The 21,032-nt window shown below is 54.4% G+C and carries 22 protein-coding genes and 1 pseudogene; 15 read left to right on the forward strand and 8 right to left on the reverse strand.

The genetic code is table 11. The annotated features are described in order from the left end of the window. Positions 1–33: 33 nt before the first annotated feature. Together ttcA and ACOTYN_RS15590 are read right to left on the reverse strand one after the other, a co-directional pair. Positions 34–969: a tRNA 2-thiocytidine(32) synthetase TtcA gene (gene ttcA / locus ACOTYN_RS15585; RefSeq protein ID WP_023337352.1), complete on the reverse strand. Its 936-nt coding sequence runs from the start codon at positions 967–969 to the stop codon at positions 34–36. Positions 970–980: 11 nt separating this feature from the next. After that, positions 981–1,155 (reverse strand): annotated as a pseudogene (locus ACOTYN_RS15590) (hypothetical protein); the annotation flags it as partial. Between the two features lie 81 nt (positions 1,156–1,236). On the opposite strand from ACOTYN_RS15590, the gene ACOTYN_RS15595 reads away from it, so the two are divergent. From ACOTYN_RS15595 to ACOTYN_RS15615, 5 genes are all read left to right on the forward strand, one after another. Further along, positions 1,237–1,581: a DUF1294 domain-containing protein gene (locus ACOTYN_RS15595; RefSeq protein ID WP_014883978.1), complete on the forward strand. Its 345-nt coding sequence runs from the start codon at positions 1,237–1,239 to the stop codon at positions 1,579–1,581. A gap of 94 nt (positions 1,582–1,675) precedes the next feature. Beyond that, complete coding sequence (locus tag ACOTYN_RS15600; protein ID WP_071922181.1) at positions 1,676–2,113, forward strand: VOC family protein; 438 nt, start codon at positions 1,676–1,678, stop codon at positions 2,111–2,113. Positions 2,114–2,217: 104 nt separating this feature from the next. Next, entirely contained in the window at positions 2,218–2,667 is a 450-nt protein-coding gene (locus tag ACOTYN_RS15605; RefSeq protein WP_071922182.1) for a hypothetical protein, read from the forward strand. Between the two features lie 39 nt (positions 2,668–2,706). Next, the gene (locus tag ACOTYN_RS15610; protein ID WP_014883975.1) at positions 2,707–2,904 is read left to right on the forward strand and encodes a hypothetical protein; all 198 of its coding nucleotides are present in this window, start codon (positions 2,707–2,709) and stop codon (positions 2,902–2,904) included. Positions 2,905–2,906: 2 nt separating this feature from the next. Next, the gene (locus ACOTYN_RS15615) at positions 2,907–3,329 is read left to right on the forward strand and encodes a GFA family protein (RefSeq protein WP_045135218.1); all 423 of its coding nucleotides are present in this window, start codon (positions 2,907–2,909) and stop codon (positions 3,327–3,329) included. Between the two features lie 45 nt (positions 3,330–3,374). Here ACOTYN_RS15615 and ompC read toward each other — a convergent pair whose 3' ends face one another. Together ompC and nifJ are read right to left on the reverse strand one after the other, a co-directional pair. Then, entirely contained in the window at positions 3,375–4,484 is a 1,110-nt protein-coding gene (ompC, locus tag ACOTYN_RS15620) for a porin OmpC (RefSeq protein WP_071922183.1), read from the reverse strand. Between the two features lie 388 nt (positions 4,485–4,872). Beyond that, a complete protein-coding gene (gene nifJ, locus ACOTYN_RS15625; RefSeq protein ID WP_332958268.1) occupies positions 4,873–8,397 on the reverse strand; it encodes a pyruvate:ferredoxin (flavodoxin) oxidoreductase in 3,525 nt (1,174 codons plus the stop codon). Positions 8,398–8,667: 270 nt separating this feature from the next. Here nifJ and ACOTYN_RS15630 point away from each other — a divergent pair, with 270 nt between their 5' ends. Further along, complete coding sequence (locus ACOTYN_RS15630) at positions 8,668–8,934, forward strand: DUF333 domain-containing protein (RefSeq protein ID WP_023330510.1); 267 nt, start codon at positions 8,668–8,670, stop codon at positions 8,932–8,934. Here ACOTYN_RS15630 and hslJ read toward each other — a convergent pair whose 3' ends face one another. From hslJ to ACOTYN_RS15650, 4 genes are all read right to left on the reverse strand, one after another. Further along, positions 8,935–9,372 carry a heat shock protein HslJ gene (hslJ, locus tag ACOTYN_RS15635; RefSeq protein WP_014883970.1) on the reverse strand — a complete coding sequence of 146 codons (438 nt, stop codon included), beginning with the start codon at positions 9,370–9,372 and terminating at the stop codon, positions 8,935–8,937. 126 nt (positions 9,373–9,498) lie between these two features. Further along, complete coding sequence (locus tag ACOTYN_RS15640) at positions 9,499–9,627, reverse strand: DUF2474 domain-containing protein (protein ID WP_023330509.1); 129 nt, start codon at positions 9,625–9,627, stop codon at positions 9,499–9,501. After that, positions 9,627–10,637: a cytochrome d ubiquinol oxidase subunit II gene (gene cydB / locus ACOTYN_RS15645; protein WP_071922185.1), complete on the reverse strand. Its 1,011-nt coding sequence runs from the start codon at positions 10,635–10,637 to the stop codon at positions 9,627–9,629. The genes ACOTYN_RS15640 and cydB overlap by 1 nt, the downstream gene beginning before the upstream one ends. Then, complete coding sequence (locus tag ACOTYN_RS15650; protein ID WP_014883967.1) at positions 10,637–12,037, reverse strand: cytochrome ubiquinol oxidase subunit I; 1,401 nt, start codon at positions 12,035–12,037, stop codon at positions 10,637–10,639. Before ACOTYN_RS15650 ends, cydB begins: the two co-directional genes overlap by 1 nt. A gap of 393 nt (positions 12,038–12,430) precedes the next feature. Here ACOTYN_RS15650 and ACOTYN_RS15655 point away from each other — a divergent pair, with 393 nt between their 5' ends. The 9 genes from ACOTYN_RS15655 (at position 12,431) to ACOTYN_RS15695 (ending at position 20,957) form a co-directional block, all read left to right on the forward strand. Next, a complete protein-coding gene (locus ACOTYN_RS15655; protein WP_023330507.1) occupies positions 12,431–12,619 on the forward strand; it encodes a hypothetical protein in 189 nt (62 codons plus the stop codon). Between the two features lie 82 nt (positions 12,620–12,701). Next, complete coding sequence (locus ACOTYN_RS15660) at positions 12,702–14,111, forward strand: PLP-dependent aminotransferase family protein (RefSeq protein WP_032636344.1); 1,410 nt, start codon at positions 12,702–12,704, stop codon at positions 14,109–14,111. Positions 14,112–14,382: 271 nt separating this feature from the next. Then, a complete protein-coding gene (gene ydcS / locus ACOTYN_RS15665) occupies positions 14,383–15,528 on the forward strand; it encodes a putative ABC transporter substrate-binding protein YdcS (protein WP_071922186.1) in 1,146 nt (381 codons plus the stop codon). A gap of 17 nt (positions 15,529–15,545) precedes the next feature. Beyond that, positions 15,546–16,559 (forward strand): ABC transporter ATP-binding protein, encoded by a 1,014-nt coding sequence (locus ACOTYN_RS15670; protein ID WP_332958264.1) that lies wholly within the window; start codon positions 15,546–15,548, stop codon positions 16,557–16,559. A gap of 1 nt (position 16,560) precedes the next feature. Further along, the gene (locus ACOTYN_RS15675; protein WP_248196714.1) at positions 16,561–17,505 is read left to right on the forward strand and encodes an ABC transporter permease; all 945 of its coding nucleotides are present in this window, start codon (positions 16,561–16,563) and stop codon (positions 17,503–17,505) included. Beyond that, complete coding sequence (locus tag ACOTYN_RS15680) at positions 17,495–18,301, forward strand: ABC transporter permease (protein ID WP_332958259.1); 807 nt, start codon at positions 17,495–17,497, stop codon at positions 18,299–18,301. The genes ACOTYN_RS15675 and ACOTYN_RS15680 overlap by 11 nt, the downstream gene beginning before the upstream one ends. 24 nt (positions 18,302–18,325) lie before the next feature. Next, positions 18,326–19,750 (forward strand): aminobutyraldehyde dehydrogenase, encoded by a 1,425-nt coding sequence (patD, locus tag ACOTYN_RS15685; protein WP_332958257.1) that lies wholly within the window; start codon positions 18,326–18,328, stop codon positions 19,748–19,750. A gap of 182 nt (positions 19,751–19,932) precedes the next feature. Next, entirely contained in the window at positions 19,933–20,106 is a 174-nt protein-coding gene (locus ACOTYN_RS15690) for a GhoT/OrtT family toxin (protein WP_014883956.1), read from the forward strand. Between the two features lie 86 nt (positions 20,107–20,192). Beyond that, positions 20,193–20,957 (forward strand): alpha/beta hydrolase, encoded by a 765-nt coding sequence (locus ACOTYN_RS15695; protein ID WP_332958255.1) that lies wholly within the window; start codon positions 20,193–20,195, stop codon positions 20,955–20,957. Positions 20,958–21,032: the final 75 nt, after the last annotated feature.

Genomic DNA, 21,032 nt, shown 5'->3' on the forward strand with positions numbered 1-21,032 from the left:
CGTCTCAGAAGTTCTTTCTGAGACGCTAACCGATTACTTCACTTCCAGCACGTTCAGACGCAGTTCGTCCAGTTGGTTATCATCGTCTTCCGGCTGCCAGCCCGCAGGCTGCATGGGGATCTCTTCCCGGTCAAATGCCAGGTCACCGCCATTCACCACTTCTGAATCATGGTTGATGCCTTTGAAGTCGAAGAGCTCAACGTCAGCGAGGTGTGAAGGGACCACGTTTTGCATCGCGCTGAACATGGTTTCGATGCGACCCGGGTAACGTTTGTCCCAGTCGCGCAGCATGTCGCCAATCACCTGACGCTGCAGGTTTGGCTGAGAGCCGCACAGGTTACATGGAATGATCGGGAACCCTTTCGCCTGTGAAAAACGCTCAATGTCTTTTTCGCGGCAGTAGGCAAGAGGGCGGATCACAATGTGCTTGCCGTCATCGCTCATCAGCTTAGGCGGCATGCCTTTCATCTTGCCACCGTAGAACATATTCAGGAACAGCGTCTGCAGGATATCATCGCGGTGATGGCCCAGCGCAATTTTGGTCGCACCCAGTTCCGTCGCGGTACGATAGAGAATGCCACGGCGCAGACGGGAGCAAAGCGAGCAGGTCGTTTTCCCTTCCGGGATCTTCTCTTTCACAATGCCGTAGGTATTTTCTTCGACGATCTTGTACTCAACGCCCAGATTTTCCAGGTATTCCGGCAGAATGTGTTCCGGAAAGCCCGGCTGTTTCTGGTCAAGGTTGACCGCTACCAGCGAAAAATTAACCGGCGCGCTTTGCTGAAGATTGCGCAGGATCTCCAGCATGGTGTAGCTGTCTTTACCGCCTGACAGGCAAACCATGATGCGGTCGCCTTCTTCAATCATGTTGAAGTCTGCAATGGCTTCGCCCACATTACGGCGCAGACGCTTTTGCAGTTTGTTCAGGTTGTATTGCTCTTTCTTGTTAATTTCTTGATTAGCTTGCATTTATTCTTAACTCAAACCTCAAATGGGCACCAGCGGGATAGCATGATTTCAAACACCCTCTGCGCATTTGTGTGCCCATCCGACGGGTAATAAAAGACGGGTTCGCGCCTGCAGTGAAAACCAGCCTGCGAAAGTGTGCCGTGTATGGTACGGATTGCTGCGACGAATGCCAGCATGTTTTACGGAATAATCACCTTAACCTGACACTATCTTAAGATAGCGTATAATGGCTTTCCAGATCCGCCCGCCAATCCAGTGACTGTTCCTATGACGCTCAATCGTTTTTGTTTTTTGCTCCTGCTTGTCGCTGCGATCGGCAGCTTTTTCTCCTCGTCTTCCTTTGCCGTGTGGTTCCTGCTGATCAATGTGCTGACGGTGGTCATTTATGGCGCCGATAAAACGGCAGCACGGAAAGGGATGCGCAGGGTGCCGGAAACAACGTTACTCCTGTACGGTGTTGTGGGAGGGTGGCCTGGCGCGATTTTGGGTCAACAACTCTTTCGCCATAAAACGCAAAAGCAGCCGTTCAAAACCTGGTTTTGGATCAGTGTTGTGGTGAGTCTTTCAGCCATGATGGCGCTGTATTATTTCTCTCCTTTTACCCCTTATTGAGCGTTGTCAGGACCGCACACATTCCCGTTGACCTCAAGTTAACTTGAGCTTTTAAGATGTCTTCGACATGTTGATACAGGAGTAACAACTTAAAATGAAAGACATCGATGTAGGCTTCACGCATGTTGCGTTTATGGTCAGGGACCTGGAAAAAAGCATCACGTTCTATCGCCGATACGCCGGGATGGACGTTATGCATTCGCGTGAACCCGGCCTTCCTGATGCCCGAAAAGTGGCATGGTTGACTGACCACACCCGTCCTTTTGCGCTGGTTCTGGTGCAGGCAGACAACGTGACCGATACGCCGCTGGGGAATTTTGGCCACCTTGGGATTGCCTGCGCTACGCGTGAAGAAATTGACAGAAAAACGGCGATGGCCACTGAGGAAGGGGTATTACGTAAAGCACCGGAGGATCTGGGTGATCCCGTCGGGTATTACGTATTCTTTGCCGATCCTGACGGAAATACCTTAGAGCTCTCATATGGTCAGCGTGTCGGGCTGGCGGCGACGGGTGAGAACGCATCTGAATAACGTGAAACGGGCCTACTGCCAAAAGTAGTAGGCCAATTCCTGGTGGGTTGCTGTTTTTTGCACAATCTGAATAATACGTGCAACAACACGGACGACAGCATCCCATGAATAGAAAATCTATTGCACTGGCAGCACTGGTGTTTTTCTCTGCGCCTGGCTGGTCAGCGTTTCAGGAGCGGGAATATAATACCTGGTATATAAAAAATGCCGTTCTCTATGACATGACGCAGACCTCGGACGGTTTTCCTGTCATGGTGAGCATATTCCAGCCTGAGCGTAAATCCGCAAATCTGGTGGTGTCGTACATCACTGAAGGCCGTTGCGATGAAAATAACCAGCAGCTTAATGTAAATGGCAAAGTGCTGGCCGCAAAATATCGCTGTGTTCAGGTTGGACAGAACAGAATAGACCATTTCTCCGTGGTGGATGCGAACAGCGTCAATAGCCTGGTGACCTATCTAAAATCCGATTTCACGCTACTCCTGCAAAATGATATCAAGATTTGGGCGGCAAATATCAAAACGCCCAAATACGGTCTGACGCCGCGTTTTTAAAATCCTGCTACGCTTGTTTGTTGTATCAGGAGCATGAAGATGAAGAACAAAGACGAACAAACAGGATTAGTGGGGCTGGCGATCGGCGCCGCTGTTATTGGACTGGTTTCCGCACAGAGACCGATCGATCGCGACAGCATAGTGGATGAACTGGTCAGGCTGGGCAGGCAGAAAGGCGATGGTGTCGAAGATGAGGTTTTCGTTAAAGCCGCTCAGCTGGTGAGAAAAGGGGTATAACGATGGCTGAAGTACGTCATGCGCAGTGCCATTGTGGCGCGGTAGCCTTTACGGTCGAACTCACTGATGGCTTTAACACCGCGCGGCGCTGCAGCTGCTCTTTTTGTCGTATGCGGGGCGCAGTCGCGGTTTCTGCTCCGTTATCGGGGATTACCGTAACCAAAGGCGAGGACAAGCTGACGGAGTACCGTTTTCACACCGGGACGGCGCGGCATTTCTTTTGCTCAGTCTGCGGAATATATACGTTCCATCAGCGTCGCTCTAACCCTAATGAATACGGCGTGAATGTGTCCTGTATTGAAAATGTCTCGCCGTTTGATTTCCCCGAAGTGACGGTAATGGACGGCGTCAACCATCCGAAGGACGGCGAAAGTGGGGTGTTTGGTTATCTCTCGTTTCGCAAAAGAGAGACCCATAAAAGCTAAGAACGTCAAAAATGGTGAGCCCGCATTGTCTGCGGGCTCTGACAATCAGAACTGGTAAACCAGACCTAACGCGACGACATCATCGGTGCTGATGCCGTTGTCTTTGTAGAAGTTATCATCTTCATCCAGCAGGTTGATTTTGTAATCAACGTAGGTGGACATGTTCTTGTTGAAATAGTAGGTAGCGCCTACATCCGCATATTTAACCAGGTCCTGATCGCCCTGACCGTTGGCCAGGTCTTTACCTTTAGACTGCAAATAAGAAATGGCCGGACGCAGACCGAAATCGAACTGGTACTGCGCGGTCACTTCAAAGTTCTGGGTTTTGTTCGCCACGGCGTCGGCATTATCACCGTACGGGGTCATGTTGCGGGTTTCAGAATACATCGCCGCCAGATAGATATTATTGGCGTCATATTTCAGGCCTGCCGTCCAGGCATCTGCTTTATCACCGCCCGCAGTGGTATTCGTCACCTGGTCGTTGGTACGGTCAGAAGAGGTGTACGCAGCACCGGCGCTGATGCCCATGCCAAGGTCGTAGGTGGTCGAAATACCGAAGCCGTCACCGTTCTCATGACGCGTGTCGCGGCCATTATTGGTGCCTTCCTGGTTGTTGCTGGCATCTTCATTTTTGCCCTGATACTGCAGCGCAAAGTTCAGACCCGGCACCAGACCGTAGAAGTCGGTGTTACGATAGGTTGCGACGCCGTTCGCACGGCCAGTCATAAAATTATCCGCATTGGTGTAAGAGTCGCCGCCGAATTCAGGGAGCATATCGGTCCAGCCTTCCACGTCGTACAGCACGCCATAGTTACGGCCATAATCGAACGAGCCGTAGTCACCCACTTTTACACCGGCGAAGGCCAGACGCGTCCAGGACTGGTTATCAGACCCTTCAGTGTTATTAGCCTGAATGTTGTACTCCCACTGGGCGTAGCCGGTCATCATGTCATTGATCTGCGTCTCACCCTTGAAACCCAGACGCATGTAGGTTTGGTCGCCATCTTTAGAGGTGTCATCAGAGAAGTAGTGCAGGCCGTCTACTTTTCCGTACAGGTCTAATTTGTTGCCATCTTTATTATAAATTTCTGCCGCATGTGCTGCGCCAGCCATTAACAGAGCCGGAATCATCAGAGCCAGTACTTTTCTTTGCATTTTAGTATTCCTTTGCGGTTGTTTTTATTTAATTACCTGTTGAACTTTCCAAATAAGAAAGTGGTCTCATGCTAAAACACTCCGCAGAAGAGTAATAAAATATAATTGTTACGAATTGAGTTAAATCTAAACTGAATTAAACCACGGTAATGATCATTTGTTTGGTGAATAATTAAGGTTATACCATAACAAATAAAAATTTTTAATGAGTCGTCAGTTCAGGTAGTCTTAACGGTGTTATATGCCTTTAAGATTATTTATCCATAATTCACATGAATGTTATTTAGGTAACTAAAACGATATTCATTGATTATCTGGATTAGCCCGGTGTGAGAACATCGGGCTTTTTTTATGACATAAAAATGCCCGGACGAGCCGGGCAGTGATGTTAGTCGCTGGCTGATTTTTCGGCCTTCCCGGCCAGCTGTGCCAGGAAGTCATACCGTTTTTGCAGATCGGCGGCGGCGTCTTTCCAGAGTTGTTCCGCCACCTCAGGCTGTTGCGCATTGAGGCGACGGAAGCGCTGCTCCTGCATCAGCGTCTCTGCCAGCGCATCTGACGGCGGACGCGAATCCAGCGCCAGCGGTAATTTCCCCTCGTCCGCACGGCGCGGATCGAACCGGTACAGCGGCCAGAAGCCGGTCGCCGTCAGTTGACGCATCTGATCGTGGCTGAGCGCCAGATCGTAGCCATGCTCTTCGCACGGGCTGTAGGCAATGATCAGCGATGGGCCGGGATAGGCTTCTGCTTCCTGAATCGCTTTCACCGTCCGGTTAAGCTGCGCGCCGAGCGAGATTTGCGCGACGTAAACGTGGCCGTACATCATCATACTCACGCCGAGATCCTTGCGTGCTTTGCGCTTACCGTGTTCACCAAATTTCGTGACGGCGCCCAGCGGTGTGGCTTTCGACGCCTGCCCACCCGTATTGGAATAACACTGCGTATCCAGCACCAGGATGTTGACGTTTTCGGTGAGGCTCAGGACGTGATCCAGCCCGCCAAAGCCGATGTCGTAAGCCCAGCCGTCGCCGCCAATCAACCAGATGGATTTTTCGACCAGCGCGTCAGCGTCGGTCAGCAACTGCTCTGCACCCGCGACCCCCTGAAGGGCGTGACGCAACGCTGCCACCTGCTCGCGACGCACGTCGGGTGTTGCTTCGGCGTGAAGCGCGGCATTCAGTTCGGCAGGAATTTGCCCGGCGAACTGCTCCAGCAAGCGCATCACTCGCGCGCGGTGTTGATCAACGGTGAGGCGGAAGCCCAGGCCAAACTCGGCGTTATCCTCAAATAGTGAGTTTGCCCAGGCCGGACCGCGACCCTTTTCATCGGTGGTATAAGGCGTAGAGGGCAAATTACCGCCGTAGATGGACGAGCAGCCGGTGGCGTTAGCAATCAACATCCGGTCGCCATACAACTGAGTAAGCAGCTTGATATACGGCGTTTCACCGCAGCCGGAACAGGCACCAGAGTATTCGAACAGCGGCGTGATGAGCTGCGAAGTCCGAATATCAATCCGTTCCAGTTTGCTGCGATCGATTTCCGGCAGATTCAGGAAGAAGTCATAGTTCTCTTTCTCTTCTTCAACGTGCTCCAGGCGCGACATCATGTTGATTGCTTTAATGTCCGGGTTCTGCCTGTCTTTCGCCGGGCAGACCTCAACGCAGAGGTTACAGCCGGTGCAATCTTCCGGCGCGACCTGGAGAACGTATTTCTGTCCGCGCATATCGCGGGATTTTACATCCAGCGAGTGCAGGCTGGCCGGTGCGTCTTCCATCGCTTCCGGTGACACGACCTTGGCACGAATGGCCGAGTGCGGGCAGGCCGCGACGCAGTGGTTGCATTGCGTGCATAGCTCTTCTTTCCAGATCGGGATTTCTTCGGCGATATTGCGCTTTTCCCAGCGCGTGGTACCCATCGGCCAGGTTCCATCAGGCGGCAGCGCGGAGACGGGCAGGGCGTCACCCAGCCCGGCCAGCATGGCTGCCGTTACGGTCTTAACGAAATCAGGCGCCGCATCAGAGACCACCGGAGGACGGTTCGGACTGGCGTCATTCACCGGTTGCAGCGGCACCTCGGACAGCGACTCACGCGCCAGCGCCAGCGCCTGCCAGTTGCGCTCTACCAGCTCCTGTCCCTTGCTGCTGTAGCTTTTGGCGATCGCGCCCTGCAACGCTACCAGTGCGCTGTCGCCCGGCAGGATTTGGGTCAGATGGAAGAAGGCCATCTGCATCACGGTATTGATACGTGCAGCCAGGCCACATTCGCGGGCAATTTTTGCCGCGTTGACCACATAGAATCGGGCTTTTTTCTGGTTCAGGACCGTCTGTACTTCCTGCGGCAGACGCGCCCAGACCTCATCCGCGCTGTACGGCGTATTGAGGAGGAAAATACCGCCTGGCTTCAGGCGCTCCGCCATCTGGTATTTGTCGATAAACTGTAGCTGGTGGCAGCCAACAAAGTCGGCCTGAGAAATGAGGTAGGCCGAGCGGATAGGGTGCTCGCTGACGCGCAGGTGGGAAACGGTCAGGCCACCCGCTTTTTTGGAGTCGTAAACGAAGTAGCCTTGTGCGTACCACGGGGTCGAGTTACCGATGATCTTGATGTTATTTTTGGTCGCCGAGACGCTGCCATCGCTGCCCAGGCCGTAAAACAGTGCTTCAAGTTTGGCGGTTGAAGGCAGAGTATTTTCCGGCAACGGCAGGGACAGGTTCGTGACATCATCATAGATACCCACCGTGAAGCGCGGTTTGGGTTTTGCTTCCCGCAGTTCATTAAATACCGCCAGCACGCAATCCGGCCCGAACTCTTTGGAGGATAAGCCATAGCGACCGCCGATCACCCGCGGAAGTGTTTCACGCTCGCCCTGGTTAAAGGCTTCTGCCAGGGCGGTCATGACGTCCAGGTAAAGCGGTTCAGCGTGCGCCCCAGGTTCTTTGGTTCGGTCGAGCACCGCCACCGTACGCGCGCTTTCCGGCAGGGCAGAGAGCAGATGTTTGGCCGAGAACGGGCGATACAGACGCACTTTAAGTACGCCGACCTTTTCTCCACGTGTCAGCAGCTCGTCAACCACCTCTTCACAGGTGCCGATGGCGGAACCCATTAGCACAATCACGCGTTCAGCCTGCGGATGGCCGTAGTATTCGAACGGCTTGTACGTGCGCCCGGTCGCGGCGGCAAAATCATTCATTGCCTGCTCGACGTGGTCATAAACCGCGTTGTACCACGGATTCGTGGCTTCACGGGACTGGAAATAGGTGTCCGGATTGGCTGATGTCCCGCGAATTACCGGGTGTTCCGGGTTAAGGGCACGGGCGCGATGCGCGTCGATTTCCGCCTGCGGCAAAAGATTCAGGATAGTATCGTCCGCCAGCGGGACGATTTTGTTGATTTCGTGAGACGTGCGGAAACCATCAAAGAAGTGGATAAACGGCACGCGGCTTTTAAGCGTGGCGATATGCGAAATCAACGCAAAATCTTGTGCTTCCTGAACGCTGCTGGCGCAGAGCATGGCGCAGCCTGTCTGACGCACGGCCATCACGTCGGAGTGATCGCCAAAGATGGAGAGCGCATGGGTCGCAACGGTACGTGCGGCGACGTGCAGGACGAAGGGGGTCAGCTGGCCGGCGAGTTTGTACAGCGTCGGGATCATCAACAACAATCCCTGTGAGGAGGTAAACGACGTGGAGAGCGCGCCTGTCTGCAGCGCACCATGAACCGTAGCGATCGCTCCCGCTTCAGACTGCATTTCAACCACTCTCGGGACATCACCCCAGACGTTTTTTACCCCGTTTCCCGCCCAGGCATCCGCCTGTTCCGCCATGGTCGAGCTTGGCGTAATCGGGTAGATGGCGATAACTTCGCTGGTGCGAAACGCGACTGAGGCAACTGCACCATTACCGTCAATAGTTTGCATAGGACGACACCCTTACATTGCGCAAAAAAGAGGGCCTGTCATAAGACGACAAGCCTTGAATATTATCTCTTTAGTCTAGCAAACAGGGGGTTTTACGATTTTCGCTTTTGTGTCCTCGATATTCTCGTCATCAATGAGTAGATCAACTAAAGGGTAAAAAAATTGCGAGAAATTGTTTCAGTAGCGCATAAATACGCACTTCCGCTCTCGACGACACGGGAGGTGATGCCTATTATGCATAGGTTTCGCATTATTTACGGGGGAGAGAGCATGCGTTCAGCATTTTTGATTGGGTGTGCCGCATTATTATTGTCGGCATGTAGCAGTGAGCCTGTTCAGCAGGCGACGGCGGCTCACGTAGCGCCGGGAATGAGAGCGTCAATGTCCAGCTCAGGACAAGCCAACTGTGCCATGATTGGCGGCTCGCTGTCGGTTGCCCGCCAGCTTGATGGTTCAGCTATTGGGATGTGCGCGTTGCCAAACGGCAAACGCTGCAGTGAACAGTCGCTTGCCGTTGGCAGCTGCGGTAATTACTGATCAGTCAACACGTTTAAACATCAGCGTTTTGTCGGCGGTCGCCAGCGTTAACTGGTCTTCCGTCAGGTCGACCTGCGCCCCTTTGCGCAGCATGTCGCCGAGGGTGTGATCCAGTTCGTTAAGCTGCGGTTCAGTACAGAGTTTGCGCGTCATTGCCAGCGTTTTCACTGTCAGCTCACCTTCGGACAATTTCCCCTGTCCGTTGAAGCGGTTACACATCGTGCCAGACACGCTGATGTTATCTACCAGGTTCAGAGCGGGCAGCGCGTTAAAACTGATCTCAGGTGGTGTTGTCATGCCCTTCACGGCTTTGCCATCCACATTTTCCAGTACAAAACGATGGTTCTTCAGCTGCTCTGGCTGAACGGACGCTTTGCCCGGATTAACGCAGCCGGTCAGGACAAGACTGATAACACTTAACGCAATGAGCTTTTTCATTTTTGTTCTCAAATAATAAATACTGTGAATCTTTTACCAGTGTAACGATACGCTGACGTGCGTTAATGGGGTTTATCTGAAAGTGCGGGGAGAGCCGGGCAACGCAGCGGTTGCCCGGAATGACGATTAATGAGATTTAAACCCGGCTGCCGTCATCAATATGCGAAAGAGCATACTGACCGCAGCCAGCGCCAGTACGCTGCCGCCCCAGATAATGGCCAGCCACAACACTCTTTTCCAGACCGGTTGTTGCATCAGTGATAACCCTCCCCATGCTGAACTTTGCCGCGAAATACGTAGTAACTCCAGAAGGTGTAGACCAGAATGACGGGGATGATCAACAGCGCACCCACCAGCATAAAGCCCTGGCTTTGCGTTGGCGCAGCGGCCTGCCACAAGGTGATGGATGGCGGAATAATATGCGGCCAGATGCTGATCCCAAGCCCGCTAAAACCAAGGAATATCAGCCCTAACGTCAGGATAAACGGACGGTTATGGCTGTCAGGATTATTCAGGCAGCGCCACTGACACAGGCTAAAAATCACGACCAGCGCAGGAACCGGCAACAGATAAAACAGATTCGGCAGCGTAAACCAGCGTGCGGCAATGGCCGGGTGGGCAAGCGGCGTCCAGAGGCTGATCGCCGCAATAAATGCCAGCAGGATAATCAGTAACGTTTTGGATAACGCCCGCATCCTTTGCTGCAGCGCATTTTCGCTTTTCATTACCAGCCACGTCGATCCCAGCAACGCGTAGGCCACCATCAGACCCGCACCGCAGAACAGGTTAAATGCGGTAAACCAGTCAAACGGACCACCCGTATACGTTCGGCCTGTCACGGTAAAACCGTTAATGACGGCGCCCACCGTAACGCCCTGGGTAAACGTTGCCAGAATGGAACCGCCAATAAACGCTTTATCCCAGAAGGGGCGGTGGGCGGGCATGGCTTTAAAACGAAACTCGAATGCCACCCCGCGGAAAATAAGTCCGATCAGCATTAATGTCAGCGGAATGGTGAGGGCATCAACGATCACCGCATACGCCAGCGGGAATGCGCCGAACAGGGCGGCGCCGCCAAGCACCAGCCAAGTCTCATTGCCGTCCCATACCGGCGCGACGCTGTTGACCATCACATCACGATCGTCAGCGTTTGGCGTTGCGGGGAACAACATCCCGATCCCCAGATCAAAGCCGTCCATGACGATATACATCAGCGTGGCAAAGACAATGATCACAAACCAGATAATGGAAAGATCGATACCCATTACGGCTGCTCCTTATGTTCAGTAGTGACGGCTGAAAGCGGGCGTGCAGGACGTCCATCGGACGCGGTGGCGAAAGATTCGTGTGGCTGCGGGCCTTTTTTGATGAGGCGAACCATATAGCTGTAGCCGACGCCAAACACCGAGGTGTAGACGACGAAGAAGGCCAGCAAACTCACGCTCATATGCAGATCGCCGTGGGCTGATACCGCATCCTTCGTTCGCTGGAGTCCATAGACCACCCACGGCTGGCGGCCCACTTCGGTGGTGACCCAGCCTGCCAGAATCGCAATCAGCCCGGATGGGCCCATTAACAGGGCAAACCACAGGAACGGGCGGGATGAATAAACGCGCTTTTTGTAGCGCAACCAGAGCGCCATCACCCCAAGCAGCAACATCAGCATGCCTAAGCCCGCCATGATGCGGAATGACCAGAAGACGATGGTCGAGTTTGGGCGATCTTCTTTCGGGAACTCCTTAAGGGCTGGGACCTGTTTATCCAGGCTGTGCGTCAGGATAAGACTTCCCAGCGCCGGGATCTCCAGACCAAAGCGGGTGCGCTCTTGCTCCATGTCAGGCCAGCCAAACAGCAGCAACGGGGTCGGCTCACCCGGTGGGTTTTCCCAGTGGCCCTCAATGGCGGCAATTTTGGCGGGCTGATGCTTTAAAGTATTCAACCCATGCATATCACCAACCATAGCCTGGAGGGGAGCGACAATCAGCGTCATCCACAGTGCCATTGAAAACATTGCCCGTATGGCAGGATTATTATTCCCGCGCAGCAAATGCCATGCTGCGGATGCACCAACAAACAGGGCGCTACTGAGGAACGCGGCGATCGACATATGCAGCAGGCGGTAAGGGAAGGAGGGGTTGAACACCACAGCGAACCAGTCCACCGGCACCACCTGGCCGTTGACAATCTCATAGCCCTGCGGGGTCTGCATCCAGCTATTCGAAGAGAGGATCCAGAAGGTGGAGATAATAGTCCCCAGCGCCACCATGCAGGTGGAGAAGAAGTGCAGTCCCGGTCCGACTTTCTTCCAGCCGAACAGCATCACGCCGAGGAAACCGGCCTCAAGGAAGAAGGCGGTAAGCACTTCGTAGGTCAGGAGTGGGCCGGTAATACTGCCCGCAAACTGTGAAAAGCCGCTCCAGTTGGTGCCAAACTGGTAGGCCATGACCAGGCCGGAGACTACGCCCATGCCAAAGTTAACGGCAAAAATCTTCGACCAGAAATGGTAAAGCGAGCGCCAGACCGGATTTTTTGTTTTCAGCCATAATCCTTCGAGCACGGCAAGATAGCTTGCCAGGCCGATGGTGATTGCCGGGAAAATAATGTGAAAGGATACGGTAAAGGCAAACTGTATCCGCGCAAGGTGAAAAGCATCCAAACCAAACATGCACAGCCTCAATGTCAAACGGTGTGTTGTTATGGTATAGGCGCAGAGATAGGACTATCAGACGCAGAACAGCGAATTTTAACCATAACAGTTTGATTCAGACTCCCGCTTTTACAAACTGATATAGATTACCGTTACGGAATAAAAAAATTATTTTTATGAATTTTACGCATCAATCCGCTTGCTTTGCCGTCAGCAACATGCGTTAATGGATTTCTGGTTTTGAGTCCAAAAAAATATCTGACGTAGTTTTATAAAGCAGTTCTCATCACGTTGTGCCTCTCCGCAGCCTCTCTTGGGTCTTTATCTACATTCCGATTCGTTTTGTTTAAAACCAATATTGCCCAATCGGCCCATTAGTAATTTACGTTTTTACGTTAACAGGAGAATCCTATGACTTCTTATATCCATTTCCGCTGCCCATGCTGTCATGGCTCGCAGTACCGCACTTCAGTCTTTGATGTGTCTGAGAAAAACCCATTCGGCGCAAAATGCATTTTTTGCAAATCGTCGATGATCACGCTCGACCACCTCGCTGCTGCGCGTTCCGCGATGAATCACACCACAGAGTACCGTAAGTAATCTACCCGGTTTTTCATAACAGTTAGCAAAATCTTCTCTTTTTCTCCTGCTGATATACACTGTCGGCAATAAGGAGAATCTGATGAAAAAATACCAGCGTCTGGCGCAACAAATTATCTCGCAAATTGAGCTTGGCGTATGGCTGCCGGGCGATAAACTGCCTTCCCTGCGAGAGCAGGTGGCGAGCAGCGGCATGAGTTTCATGACCGTTGGCCACGCGTATCAGATGCTGGAAAGTCAGGGACGCATTGTCGCCAGGCCACAATCGGGCTATTACGTTGCCTCCCGCCCGACCACGCACCAGCCTGTGCCGCCTGCCCAGGTGATGCGTGACGAAGCGGTGGATATCAACACCTATATCTTCGATGTCCTTCAGGCCAGCCGCGATCCGTCTGTCGTTCCTTTCGCATCCGCCTTTCCCGATCCCCGGCTTTTCCCGCTTCAGCAGCTCAACCGCTCGCTGGCTAACGTCAGCAAAACGGCGACTGCGATGAGCGTGATTGAAAACCTGCCGCCGGGTAACGCTGAACTCCGCCACGCCATTGCGCGCCGCTATGCGCAGCAGGGGATGAACATCTCGCCGGACGAAATTGTCATTACCGCAGGTGCGCTCGAAGCGCTGAACCTGAGTTTGCAGGCGGTGACGGAGCCTGGCGACTGGGTGATTGTCGAAAACCCCTGCTTTTATGGCGCGCTGCAGGCGCTGGAACGCCTGAAGCTCAAAGCGTTGTCGGTCGCCACGGACGTCCGGGAGGGGATAGACCTGAACGCCCTTGAACAGGCGCTGAATGACTATCCGGTAAAAGCCTGCTGGCTGATGACCAACGGCCAGAATCCGCTTGGTTTTACGCTAAGTGCAGAGAAAAAAGCCCGTCTGGTCGCCCTCCTGACAAAGCATAACGTCACCCTGATTGAGGACGATGTATACAGCGAGCTCTATTTCGGCCGCGAAAAACCGCTTCCGGCAAAAGCCTGGGATCGGGACGACATGACGCTTCACTGCTCCTCTTTTTCAAAATGTCTGGTGGCAGGATTCCGTATCGGCTGGGTGGCGGCCGGAAAACATGCGCGACGCATTCAGCAGTTGCAACTGATGAGCACGTTATCGACCAGCTCCCCTATGCAGCTGGCACTGGTGGACTACCTGGCGACTAAACGCTACGACGCCCATCTTCGCCGCCTGCGACGAACGCTCGCTGAGCGAAAACAGCAAGCCTGGCAGTCACTGCTGCGCCATATGCCCGCCGGGGTCAAAATTCACCATAACGACAGCGGCTACTTTTTATGGCTGGAGCTTCCGGCACAGCTGGATGCCGGGCTGCTAAGTGAAAAGGCCTTAACGCACCATATCAGCATTGCGCCAGGAAAAATGTTTTCCACCTCTGACGCATGGACACCGTTCTTCCGTTTTAATACCTCCTGGGCGTGGGGAGAGCGAGAAGAGCAGGCGGTGATTCAGTTAGGAAAATTAATTAGCACGATGTTGAAATAATCTTTTTCCCCTTATTTAAATAAACATTTCTTATCCTGATGACGGCGCTACGAATATTTCGCAGTGCCCGGTCATAGGAAATCTGCATACTGCCTCGCGCCGCTAACCCCTTGTCTATAATCCAGTTAACGGGGAATGCGCCCTCGGTCACACCTTGATGAAATTTCCTGAAGCCAAACGGTGCGGCGCATTTGCGCGGTCTACGTTTAATAAGGGAGATATTTTTACGGCACGGCTGCCGCTAAATTTCATTGCGACAGGAGTAATTCTTATGAGCAAAAAATTTGCCCGCAGCAGCCTGTGCGCGCTCGGCATGACTATCATGACAGCGCACGCCGCAGAACCACCTAAGGCGATGGGTGACGGGGAAGGTCGTCTTGATATTATTGCCTGGCCGGGCTATATCGAGCGTGGGCAGACCGATAAAAACTATGACTGGGTCACCCAGTTTGAAAAAGAGACCGGTTGTGCCGTTAACGTGAAAACGGCGGCCACGTCAGATGAAATGGTCAGCCTGATGGCGAAAGGGGGATACGATCTGGTCACCGCGTCAGGCGATGCATCGCTTCGCCTGATCATGGGCAAACGCGTTCAGCCGATAAATCCCGAACTCATCCCGAACTGGAAAACCCTCGACACGCGCATTGTGAAGGGGGAATGGTTTAACGTGGGCGGCAAGGTCTACGGTACGCCCTATCAGTGGGGGCCAAACCTGCTGATGTACAACACCAAAACCTTCCCGACGCCACCGGACAGCTGGAGTGTGGTCTTTACCAAACAGGATCTGCCGGACGGTAAAACCAATCAGGGTCGCGTGCAGGCATATGACGGGCCAATTTATATCGCCGATGCGGCGCTGTTCGTCAAAGCCACCCAGCCACAGCTGGGCATCAGCGATCCCTACCAGCTCACCGAAGAACAATATGCCGCGGTGCTGAAAGTGCTTCGCGACCAGCATGCCCTGATCCACCGCTACTGGCATGACACCACCGTCCAGATGAGCGACTTCAAAAATGAAGGCGTTGTGGCTTCCAGCGCCTGGCCATATCAGGCAAATGCGCTGAAGGCTGAGAACCAGCCCATCGCCACCGTCTTCCCGAAAGAAGGGGTAACCGGCTGGGCGGATACCACCATGCTCCACGCCAAGGCAAAACACCCGATGTGCGCCTACAAATGGATGAACTGGTCGCTGACGCCAAAAGTGCAGGGCGATCTGGCGGCATGGTTCGGCTCACTGCCCGTCGTGCCTGAAGGGTGTAAAGCCAGTACGCTGCTGGGTGATAAAGGTTGTGAAACAAACGGTTATAACGAGTTCGACAAAATCCTGTTCTGGAAAACCCCGACCGCTCAAGGTGGCAAATTCGTGCCGTACAGCCGCTGGACGCAGGATTACATCGCCATCATGGGTGGACGATAATCGCCCGGGAGCAGAACATGACGTACACAGTAGAATTTAACAATGTTTCCCGGCTGTATGGCGACGTGCGGGCGGTGGACGGGGTGACCATTGCCATTCGCGACGGGGAGTTTTTCTCCATGCTGGGGCCTTCGGGCTCCGGCAAAACTACCTGCCTGCGCCTGATAGCGGGTTTTGAACAGCTGTCAGGCGGCACGATTTCTATTTTCGGCAAAGAGGCGAGCGCGCTACCGCCATGGGAGCGGGATGTAAATACCGTCTTTCAGGATTATGCGCTGTTCCCGCATATGTCGATTCTCGATAATGTCGCCTACGGGCTGATGGTGAAAGGCGTCGACAAGAAGAAACGCCATGCCCAGGCGCGTGATGCCCTGGAAAAAGTGGGGCTGAGCTTTGCCATCGCCCGCAAACCTTCGCAACTTTCCGGCGGCCAGCGCCAGCGTGTCGCCATCGCCCGGGCGCTGGTCAATGAACCGCGCGTCCTGCTGCTGGACGAACCGCTGGGCGCGCTCGATCTCAAACTGCGCGAACAGATGCAATTCGAGCTGAAGAAACTTCAGCAGGAACTCGGCATTACCTTTATTTTCGTCACCCACGATCAGGGCGAAGCGCTCTCCATGTCGGACCGGGTGGCGGTATTCAATAACGGCCGCATCGAGCAGGTGGATACCCCGCGCGATCTCTATATGCGTCCGCGCACGCCGTTTGTCGCCGGTTTTGTGGGCACGTCCAACGTCTTTGATGCAGCGCTTGCGCAGAAAATTTGCGGCATGGAAGGTATCTATTCCCTGCGCCCGGAACATATTCGCCTGAACGAGGGCGGTGAGGTTCAGGTTCAGGGTATCGTGCAGGCCGTTCAGTATCAGGGAGCCGCCACGCGCCTGGAGCTGAAGCTTGCCGAGGGGGCCAAACTGCTGGTCAGCCAGGCCAACCTCAGCGATGTCTCGCTGCTGAGCGGCATTGCGCCGGGGCAGGCGGTGATGGCCTCGTGGTCACGCGAGGCGATGATTCGCCTGCATGAGGAAAGGTGAAATGGATATGAGTGTCGCTCATCCTCCCGCACCGCACGGCCGCTTGAGCCGCGTGACGGCACTGTTCTGGCGTAAGCCGTCGCTCGGCCTGTTCCTGCTGCTGCTTGCCCCGCTGATGTGGTTTGGCATCGTCTATTTCGGATCGTTGCTGACCCTGCTGTGGCAGGGGTTTTACACCTTTGACGACTTCACCATGGCGGTCACGCCGGACCTGACGCTGGCGAATATTCAGGCGCTCTTCAATCCGGCAAACTACGACATCATCCTGCGCACCTTAACGATGGCGATCGCGGTCACTTTGGCCAGCGCCATTCTGGCATTCCCGATGGCCTGGTATATGGCGCGTTACACCCGCGGCAAGTGGAAAGCGTTCTTCTATATCGCCGTGATGTTGCCGATGTGGGCGAGCTACATTGTCAAAGCCTACGCCTGGACGTTGCTGCTGGCGAAGGATGGTGTGGCGCAATGGTTTCTCAGTCATATGGGGCTGGAGCCGATCCTCACCTCACTTCTTACGCTCCCGGCGATAGGCGGTAACACGTTATCCACCTCCGGGCTGGGGCGCTTTCTGGTCTTTGTCTATATCTGGCTGCCGTTTATGATCCTGCCCGTGCAGGCCGCGCTGGAACGTCTGCCAGCGTCGTTACTGCAGGCTTCAGCCGACCTCGGCGCGCGCCCCCGCCAGACCTTTCGCTATGTTGTATTGCCGCTGGCGATCCCGGGAATTGCCGCGGGTTCGATATTTACCTTTTCCCTGACGCTGGGGGATTTCATCGTCCCGCAGCTGGTGGGGCCGCCGGGCTATTTCATCGGTAACATGGTCTACGCTCAGCAGGGCGCTATCGGCAATATGCCCATGGCGGCTGCGTTTACTCTGGTTCCCATTGTGCTGATTTCGCTTTATCTGGCGTTCGTGAAACGTCTGGGAGCATTCGATGCACTCTGAACGCGCACCGTTGTTCCTGAAAGTGGCGGCATGGGGAGGCGTCATCTTCCTGCACTTCCCGCTGCTGATTATCGCGATCTACGCCTTTAACACTGAAGATGCTGCCTTCAGCTTCCCGCCGCAGGGACTGACGCTCAAGTGGTTTAGCGTGGCTGCGGGGCGTGGCGATATCATTGAATCCGTGACGTTGTCACTTCAAATTGCCGCGCTCTCCACCGCCATTGCCCTGCTGCTTGGCACGCTTGCTGCAGCGGCACTGTGGCGAAGCGACTTTTTTGGCAAAAACGCCATTTCACTGTTGCTGCTGTTGCCCATTGCCTTACCGGGAATCATTACCGGTCTGGCGCTGCTGACCGCATTTAAAACGATCAACCTTGAACCGGGTTTTTTCACCATCGTTGTCGGGCACGCCACATTCTGCGTGGTGGTGGTGTTCAACAACGTCATTGCCCGGTTCAGACGCACCTCCTGGAGTCTGGTGGAGGCGTCAATGGATCTCGGGGCCGACGGGTGGCAAACCTTCCGCTATGTGGTGTTGCCCAATCTGGGTTCAGCACTTCTGGCGGGCGGAATGCTGGCCTTTGCCCTGTCGTTTGACGAAATCATCGTCACAACCTTTACGGCGGGACACGAGCGCACGTTACCGCTGTGGTTGCTCAATCAGCTCGGCCGTCCTCGCGACGTGCCGGTCACCAACGTTGTTGCACTGTTGGTCATGCTGGTGACAACTTTCCCCATTCTGGGTGCCTGGTGGCTAACCCGCGATGGCGAGAACATCGCCGGCAGCGGGAAATAACATTGATTTGAACAGGACAATGCTATGCAAACACATCTGCTGATAAAGGGTGAACTGGTCGCCGGACAAGGCGAAAAGCAGCCGGTATATAACCCGGCCACCGGAGAAGTACTGCTGGAGATTGCTGAAGCCTCTGTCGCGCAAGTTGACGCGGCTGTTCAGGCCGCCGATGGGGCTTTTATCGACTGGGGGCAGACCACGCCCAAAGTGCGTGCGGAATGTCTGCTGAAACTGGCTGACGCCATTGAGGCGCAGGGTGAAGAATTTGCCAGGCTTGAATCGCTCAACTGCGGGAAGCCGCTCCACTGTGCTCTGGGGGATGAAATTCCGGCGGTGGTCGACGTGTTTCGTTTCTTCGCCGGGGCGGCCCGCTGCCTGAACGGTCTGGCCGCAGGTGAATACCTTGAGGGGCACACCTCGATGATCCGCCGTGATCCGGTGGGGGTAGTTGCATCGATTGCGCCGTGGAACTACCCGCTGATGATGGCAGCATGGAAGCTGGCACCCGCGCTGGCTGCCGGTAACTGCGTGGTGATCAAACCCTCTGAAATCACGCCGCTGACGGCGTTAAAACTGGGAGAACTGGCGAAAGATATCTTCCCGGCAGGCGTTGTGAACGTGTTATTTGGTCGCGGTAAGACGGTTGGCGATCCGCTCACCGGGCATGACAAAGTCCGCATGGTGTCGCTGACCGGTTCAATTGCCACCGGTGAGCATATCATCGGCCATACGGCGTCCTCCATTAAGCGCACCCACATGGAGCTGGGCGGTAAGGCTCCGGTGATCGTTTTTGATGATGCTGACCTGGACGCGGTTGTCGAAGGGGTGCGAACGTTTGGTTTCTACAATGCCGGGCAGGACTGTACGGCGGCCTGCCGCATTTATGCCCAGAAAGGCATATATCCTGCGTTGGTTGAAAAGCTGGGAGCTGCGGTCGCCAGCCTCAAAATGGGGGCGCCGGAAGATGCCGCTACCGAACTGGGGCCGCTCAGCTCGGCCGCTCACCTTTCCCGCGTCTGTCAGGCTGTCGATCAGGCGAAAGCGCTCGGTCATATCAGCGTTGTGACGGGCGGAAGCAAAAAGGAGGGGGATGGCTACTACTTCCAGCCGACCCTGCTGGCGGGGGCAAAACAGGACGATGCCATTGTTCAGCGTGAAGTGTTTGGGCCGGTGGTGAGCGTCACTGAATTTGACGATGAAGCGCAGGTGCTGGCCTGGGCGAACGATTCACAGTATGGCCTGGCGTCATCGGTCTGGACCAAAGACGTGGGCCGTGCTCATCGTCTGAGTGCGCGGTTGCAGTACGGCTGCACCTGGGTGAATACCCACTTTATGCTGGTGAGCGAAATGCCGCACGGCGGCATGAAGTTATCCGGCTACGGCAAAGATATGTCGGTGTACGGGCTTGAGGATTATACGGTCGTCCGGCATGTCATGATCAAACACTAGGCCATCCTGCCTGGCCGCTTGCGCGGCCGGGCATTCTCCTTCTTCGCCCTGCGTGTTAAGCAAGCTACTCCATTGTTATTAGCCATAACATTTAAGTGGTTATTCTGTAACGAAAAAACTTGATCTGTATCAACATATGACGCATATTGCGTGCGGTTATTTTTTCGGCTCTGGTATACAGAATGACGTTGTATCAAAAGATGTTGGTTTTTTACGCAGTGATGGCTTCCATCTGTGCATTAATTACCTGGTTCCTTTCAAAAGATCGCAAACGCATCCGCCTGCTCAGCGCGTTTCTGGTGGGGTCGACCTGGCCGATGAGCTTCCCCGTTGCGCTCCTGATCTCGCTTTTCTGAAGCACGCTTCCACTTTTTCCAGATGAACATGGCATTCCTGATTCGATAACTGTATAAATACACAGTACATCGTAAAAGGAGTGCTTATGAACAGTTTTTACTCGCAGCAGGCGGGTTGCACCGTGCGCTGGCATGATTTGCCCGGCTCAGGCGAGCCCGTGGTCTTCATCCACGGGCTGGGGTGTGCCTCTTCCTATGAATATCCCCGCGTTGTCCGTGACCTTCAGTTTGGCGCACGCCGGGCCATTCTCATTGATTTGCCCGGCAGCGGTTACAGCGATAAACCCGAGCATTACAGCTACCGCACGACTGATCAGGCCCGCGTGGTGGCAGAGCTGATTGACCATCTTGAATTGGATGCCTTCTGGTTATACGGCCACAGCATGGGCGGCAGTATCGCGATTGAAACGGCGGCAATGCTGGGAACGCGTGTTAAAGGACTGATGGTGTCGGAACCTAATTTTCACGCGGGTGGTGGGATGTTCAGCCGCTCGATTGCGGCGCAAACCGAACAGCAGTTTCTGGAACAGGGTTATGACGCCATGCTCAGCGCAGAAACCTCAGCGTGGGCGGGGTGTCTGCAAAGCAATGCGCCGTATGCAGTCTGGCGCGGAGCAAAGAGCCTGGTTGAGGGGGTAGTGCCGGTATGGGAAACGCAATTCCTGTCGCTCACGTGCCCGGTGACGCTAATCTTCGGCGAACATTCTCTGCCTGACGACGATGTTGATAATCTGAAGCAGAAAGGCGTTGAGGTAAAAATTATCCCTGCGGCGGGGCATTCTATGTCGTGGGAAAATCCGTCAGCACTGGCTCAGACGTTAGCCGGGTGTATGGCAACGTGCAATCTGTGAGTTCCGCCCGGCGGCGCGACGCTTGCACGGGCCTACGATGAATTGTGCAAGGTATTGATATTATGGCGGAATGTA

Source organism: Enterobacter cloacae complex sp. IR5458, assembly GCF_049238025.1.
In the GTDB taxonomy this organism is placed as follows: Bacteria; Pseudomonadota; Gammaproteobacteria; order Enterobacterales; family Enterobacteriaceae; genus Enterobacter; species Enterobacter kobei.

Coding starts and splice junctions, on each gene's coding strand:
- ttcA (WP_023337352.1), bottom strand. CDS start 969: ATGCAAGCTAATCAAGAAATTAACAAGAAAGAGCAATACAACCTGAAC.
- ACOTYN_RS15595 (WP_014883978.1), top strand. CDS start 1,237: ATGACGCTCAATCGTTTTTGTTTTTTGCTCCTGCTTGTCGCTGCGATC.
- ACOTYN_RS15600 (WP_071922181.1), top strand. CDS start 1,676: ATGAAAGACATCGATGTAGGCTTCACGCATGTTGCGTTTATGGTCAGG.
- ACOTYN_RS15605 (WP_071922182.1), top strand. CDS start 2,218: ATGAATAGAAAATCTATTGCACTGGCAGCACTGGTGTTTTTCTCTGCG.
- ACOTYN_RS15610 (WP_014883975.1), top strand. CDS start 2,707: ATGAAGAACAAAGACGAACAAACAGGATTAGTGGGGCTGGCGATCGGC.
- ACOTYN_RS15615 (WP_045135218.1), top strand. CDS start 2,907: ATGGCTGAAGTACGTCATGCGCAGTGCCATTGTGGCGCGGTAGCCTTT.
- ompC (WP_071922183.1), bottom strand. CDS start 4,484: ATGCAAAGAAAAGTACTGGCTCTGATGATTCCGGCTCTGTTAATGGCT.
- nifJ (WP_332958268.1), bottom strand. CDS start 8,397: ATGCAAACTATTGACGGTAATGGTGCAGTTGCCTCAGTCGCGTTTCGC.
- ACOTYN_RS15630 (WP_023330510.1), top strand. CDS start 8,668: ATGCGTTCAGCATTTTTGATTGGGTGTGCCGCATTATTATTGTCGGCA.
- hslJ (WP_014883970.1), bottom strand. CDS start 9,372: ATGAAAAAGCTCATTGCGTTAAGTGTTATCAGTCTTGTCCTGACCGGC.
- ACOTYN_RS15640 (WP_023330509.1), bottom strand. CDS start 9,627: ATGCAACAACCGGTCTGGAAAAGAGTGTTGTGGCTGGCCATTATCTGG.
- cydB (WP_071922185.1), bottom strand. CDS start 10,637: ATGGGTATCGATCTTTCCATTATCTGGTTTGTGATCATTGTCTTTGCC.
- ACOTYN_RS15650 (WP_014883967.1), bottom strand. CDS start 12,037: ATGTTTGGTTTGGATGCTTTTCACCTTGCGCGGATACAGTTTGCCTTT.
- ACOTYN_RS15655 (WP_023330507.1), top strand. CDS start 12,431: ATGACTTCTTATATCCATTTCCGCTGCCCATGCTGTCATGGCTCGCAG.
- ACOTYN_RS15660 (WP_032636344.1), top strand. CDS start 12,702: ATGAAAAAATACCAGCGTCTGGCGCAACAAATTATCTCGCAAATTGAG.
- ydcS (WP_071922186.1), top strand. CDS start 14,383: ATGAGCAAAAAATTTGCCCGCAGCAGCCTGTGCGCGCTCGGCATGACT.
- ACOTYN_RS15670 (WP_332958264.1), top strand. CDS start 15,546: ATGACGTACACAGTAGAATTTAACAATGTTTCCCGGCTGTATGGCGAC.
- ACOTYN_RS15675 (WP_248196714.1), top strand. CDS start 16,561: ATGGATATGAGTGTCGCTCATCCTCCCGCACCGCACGGCCGCTTGAGC.
- ACOTYN_RS15680 (WP_332958259.1), top strand. CDS start 17,495: ATGCACTCTGAACGCGCACCGTTGTTCCTGAAAGTGGCGGCATGGGGA.
- patD (WP_332958257.1), top strand. CDS start 18,326: ATGCAAACACATCTGCTGATAAAGGGTGAACTGGTCGCCGGACAAGGC.
- ACOTYN_RS15690 (WP_014883956.1), top strand. CDS start 19,933: ATGACGTTGTATCAAAAGATGTTGGTTTTTTACGCAGTGATGGCTTCC.
- ACOTYN_RS15695 (WP_332958255.1), top strand. CDS start 20,193: ATGAACAGTTTTTACTCGCAGCAGGCGGGTTGCACCGTGCGCTGGCAT.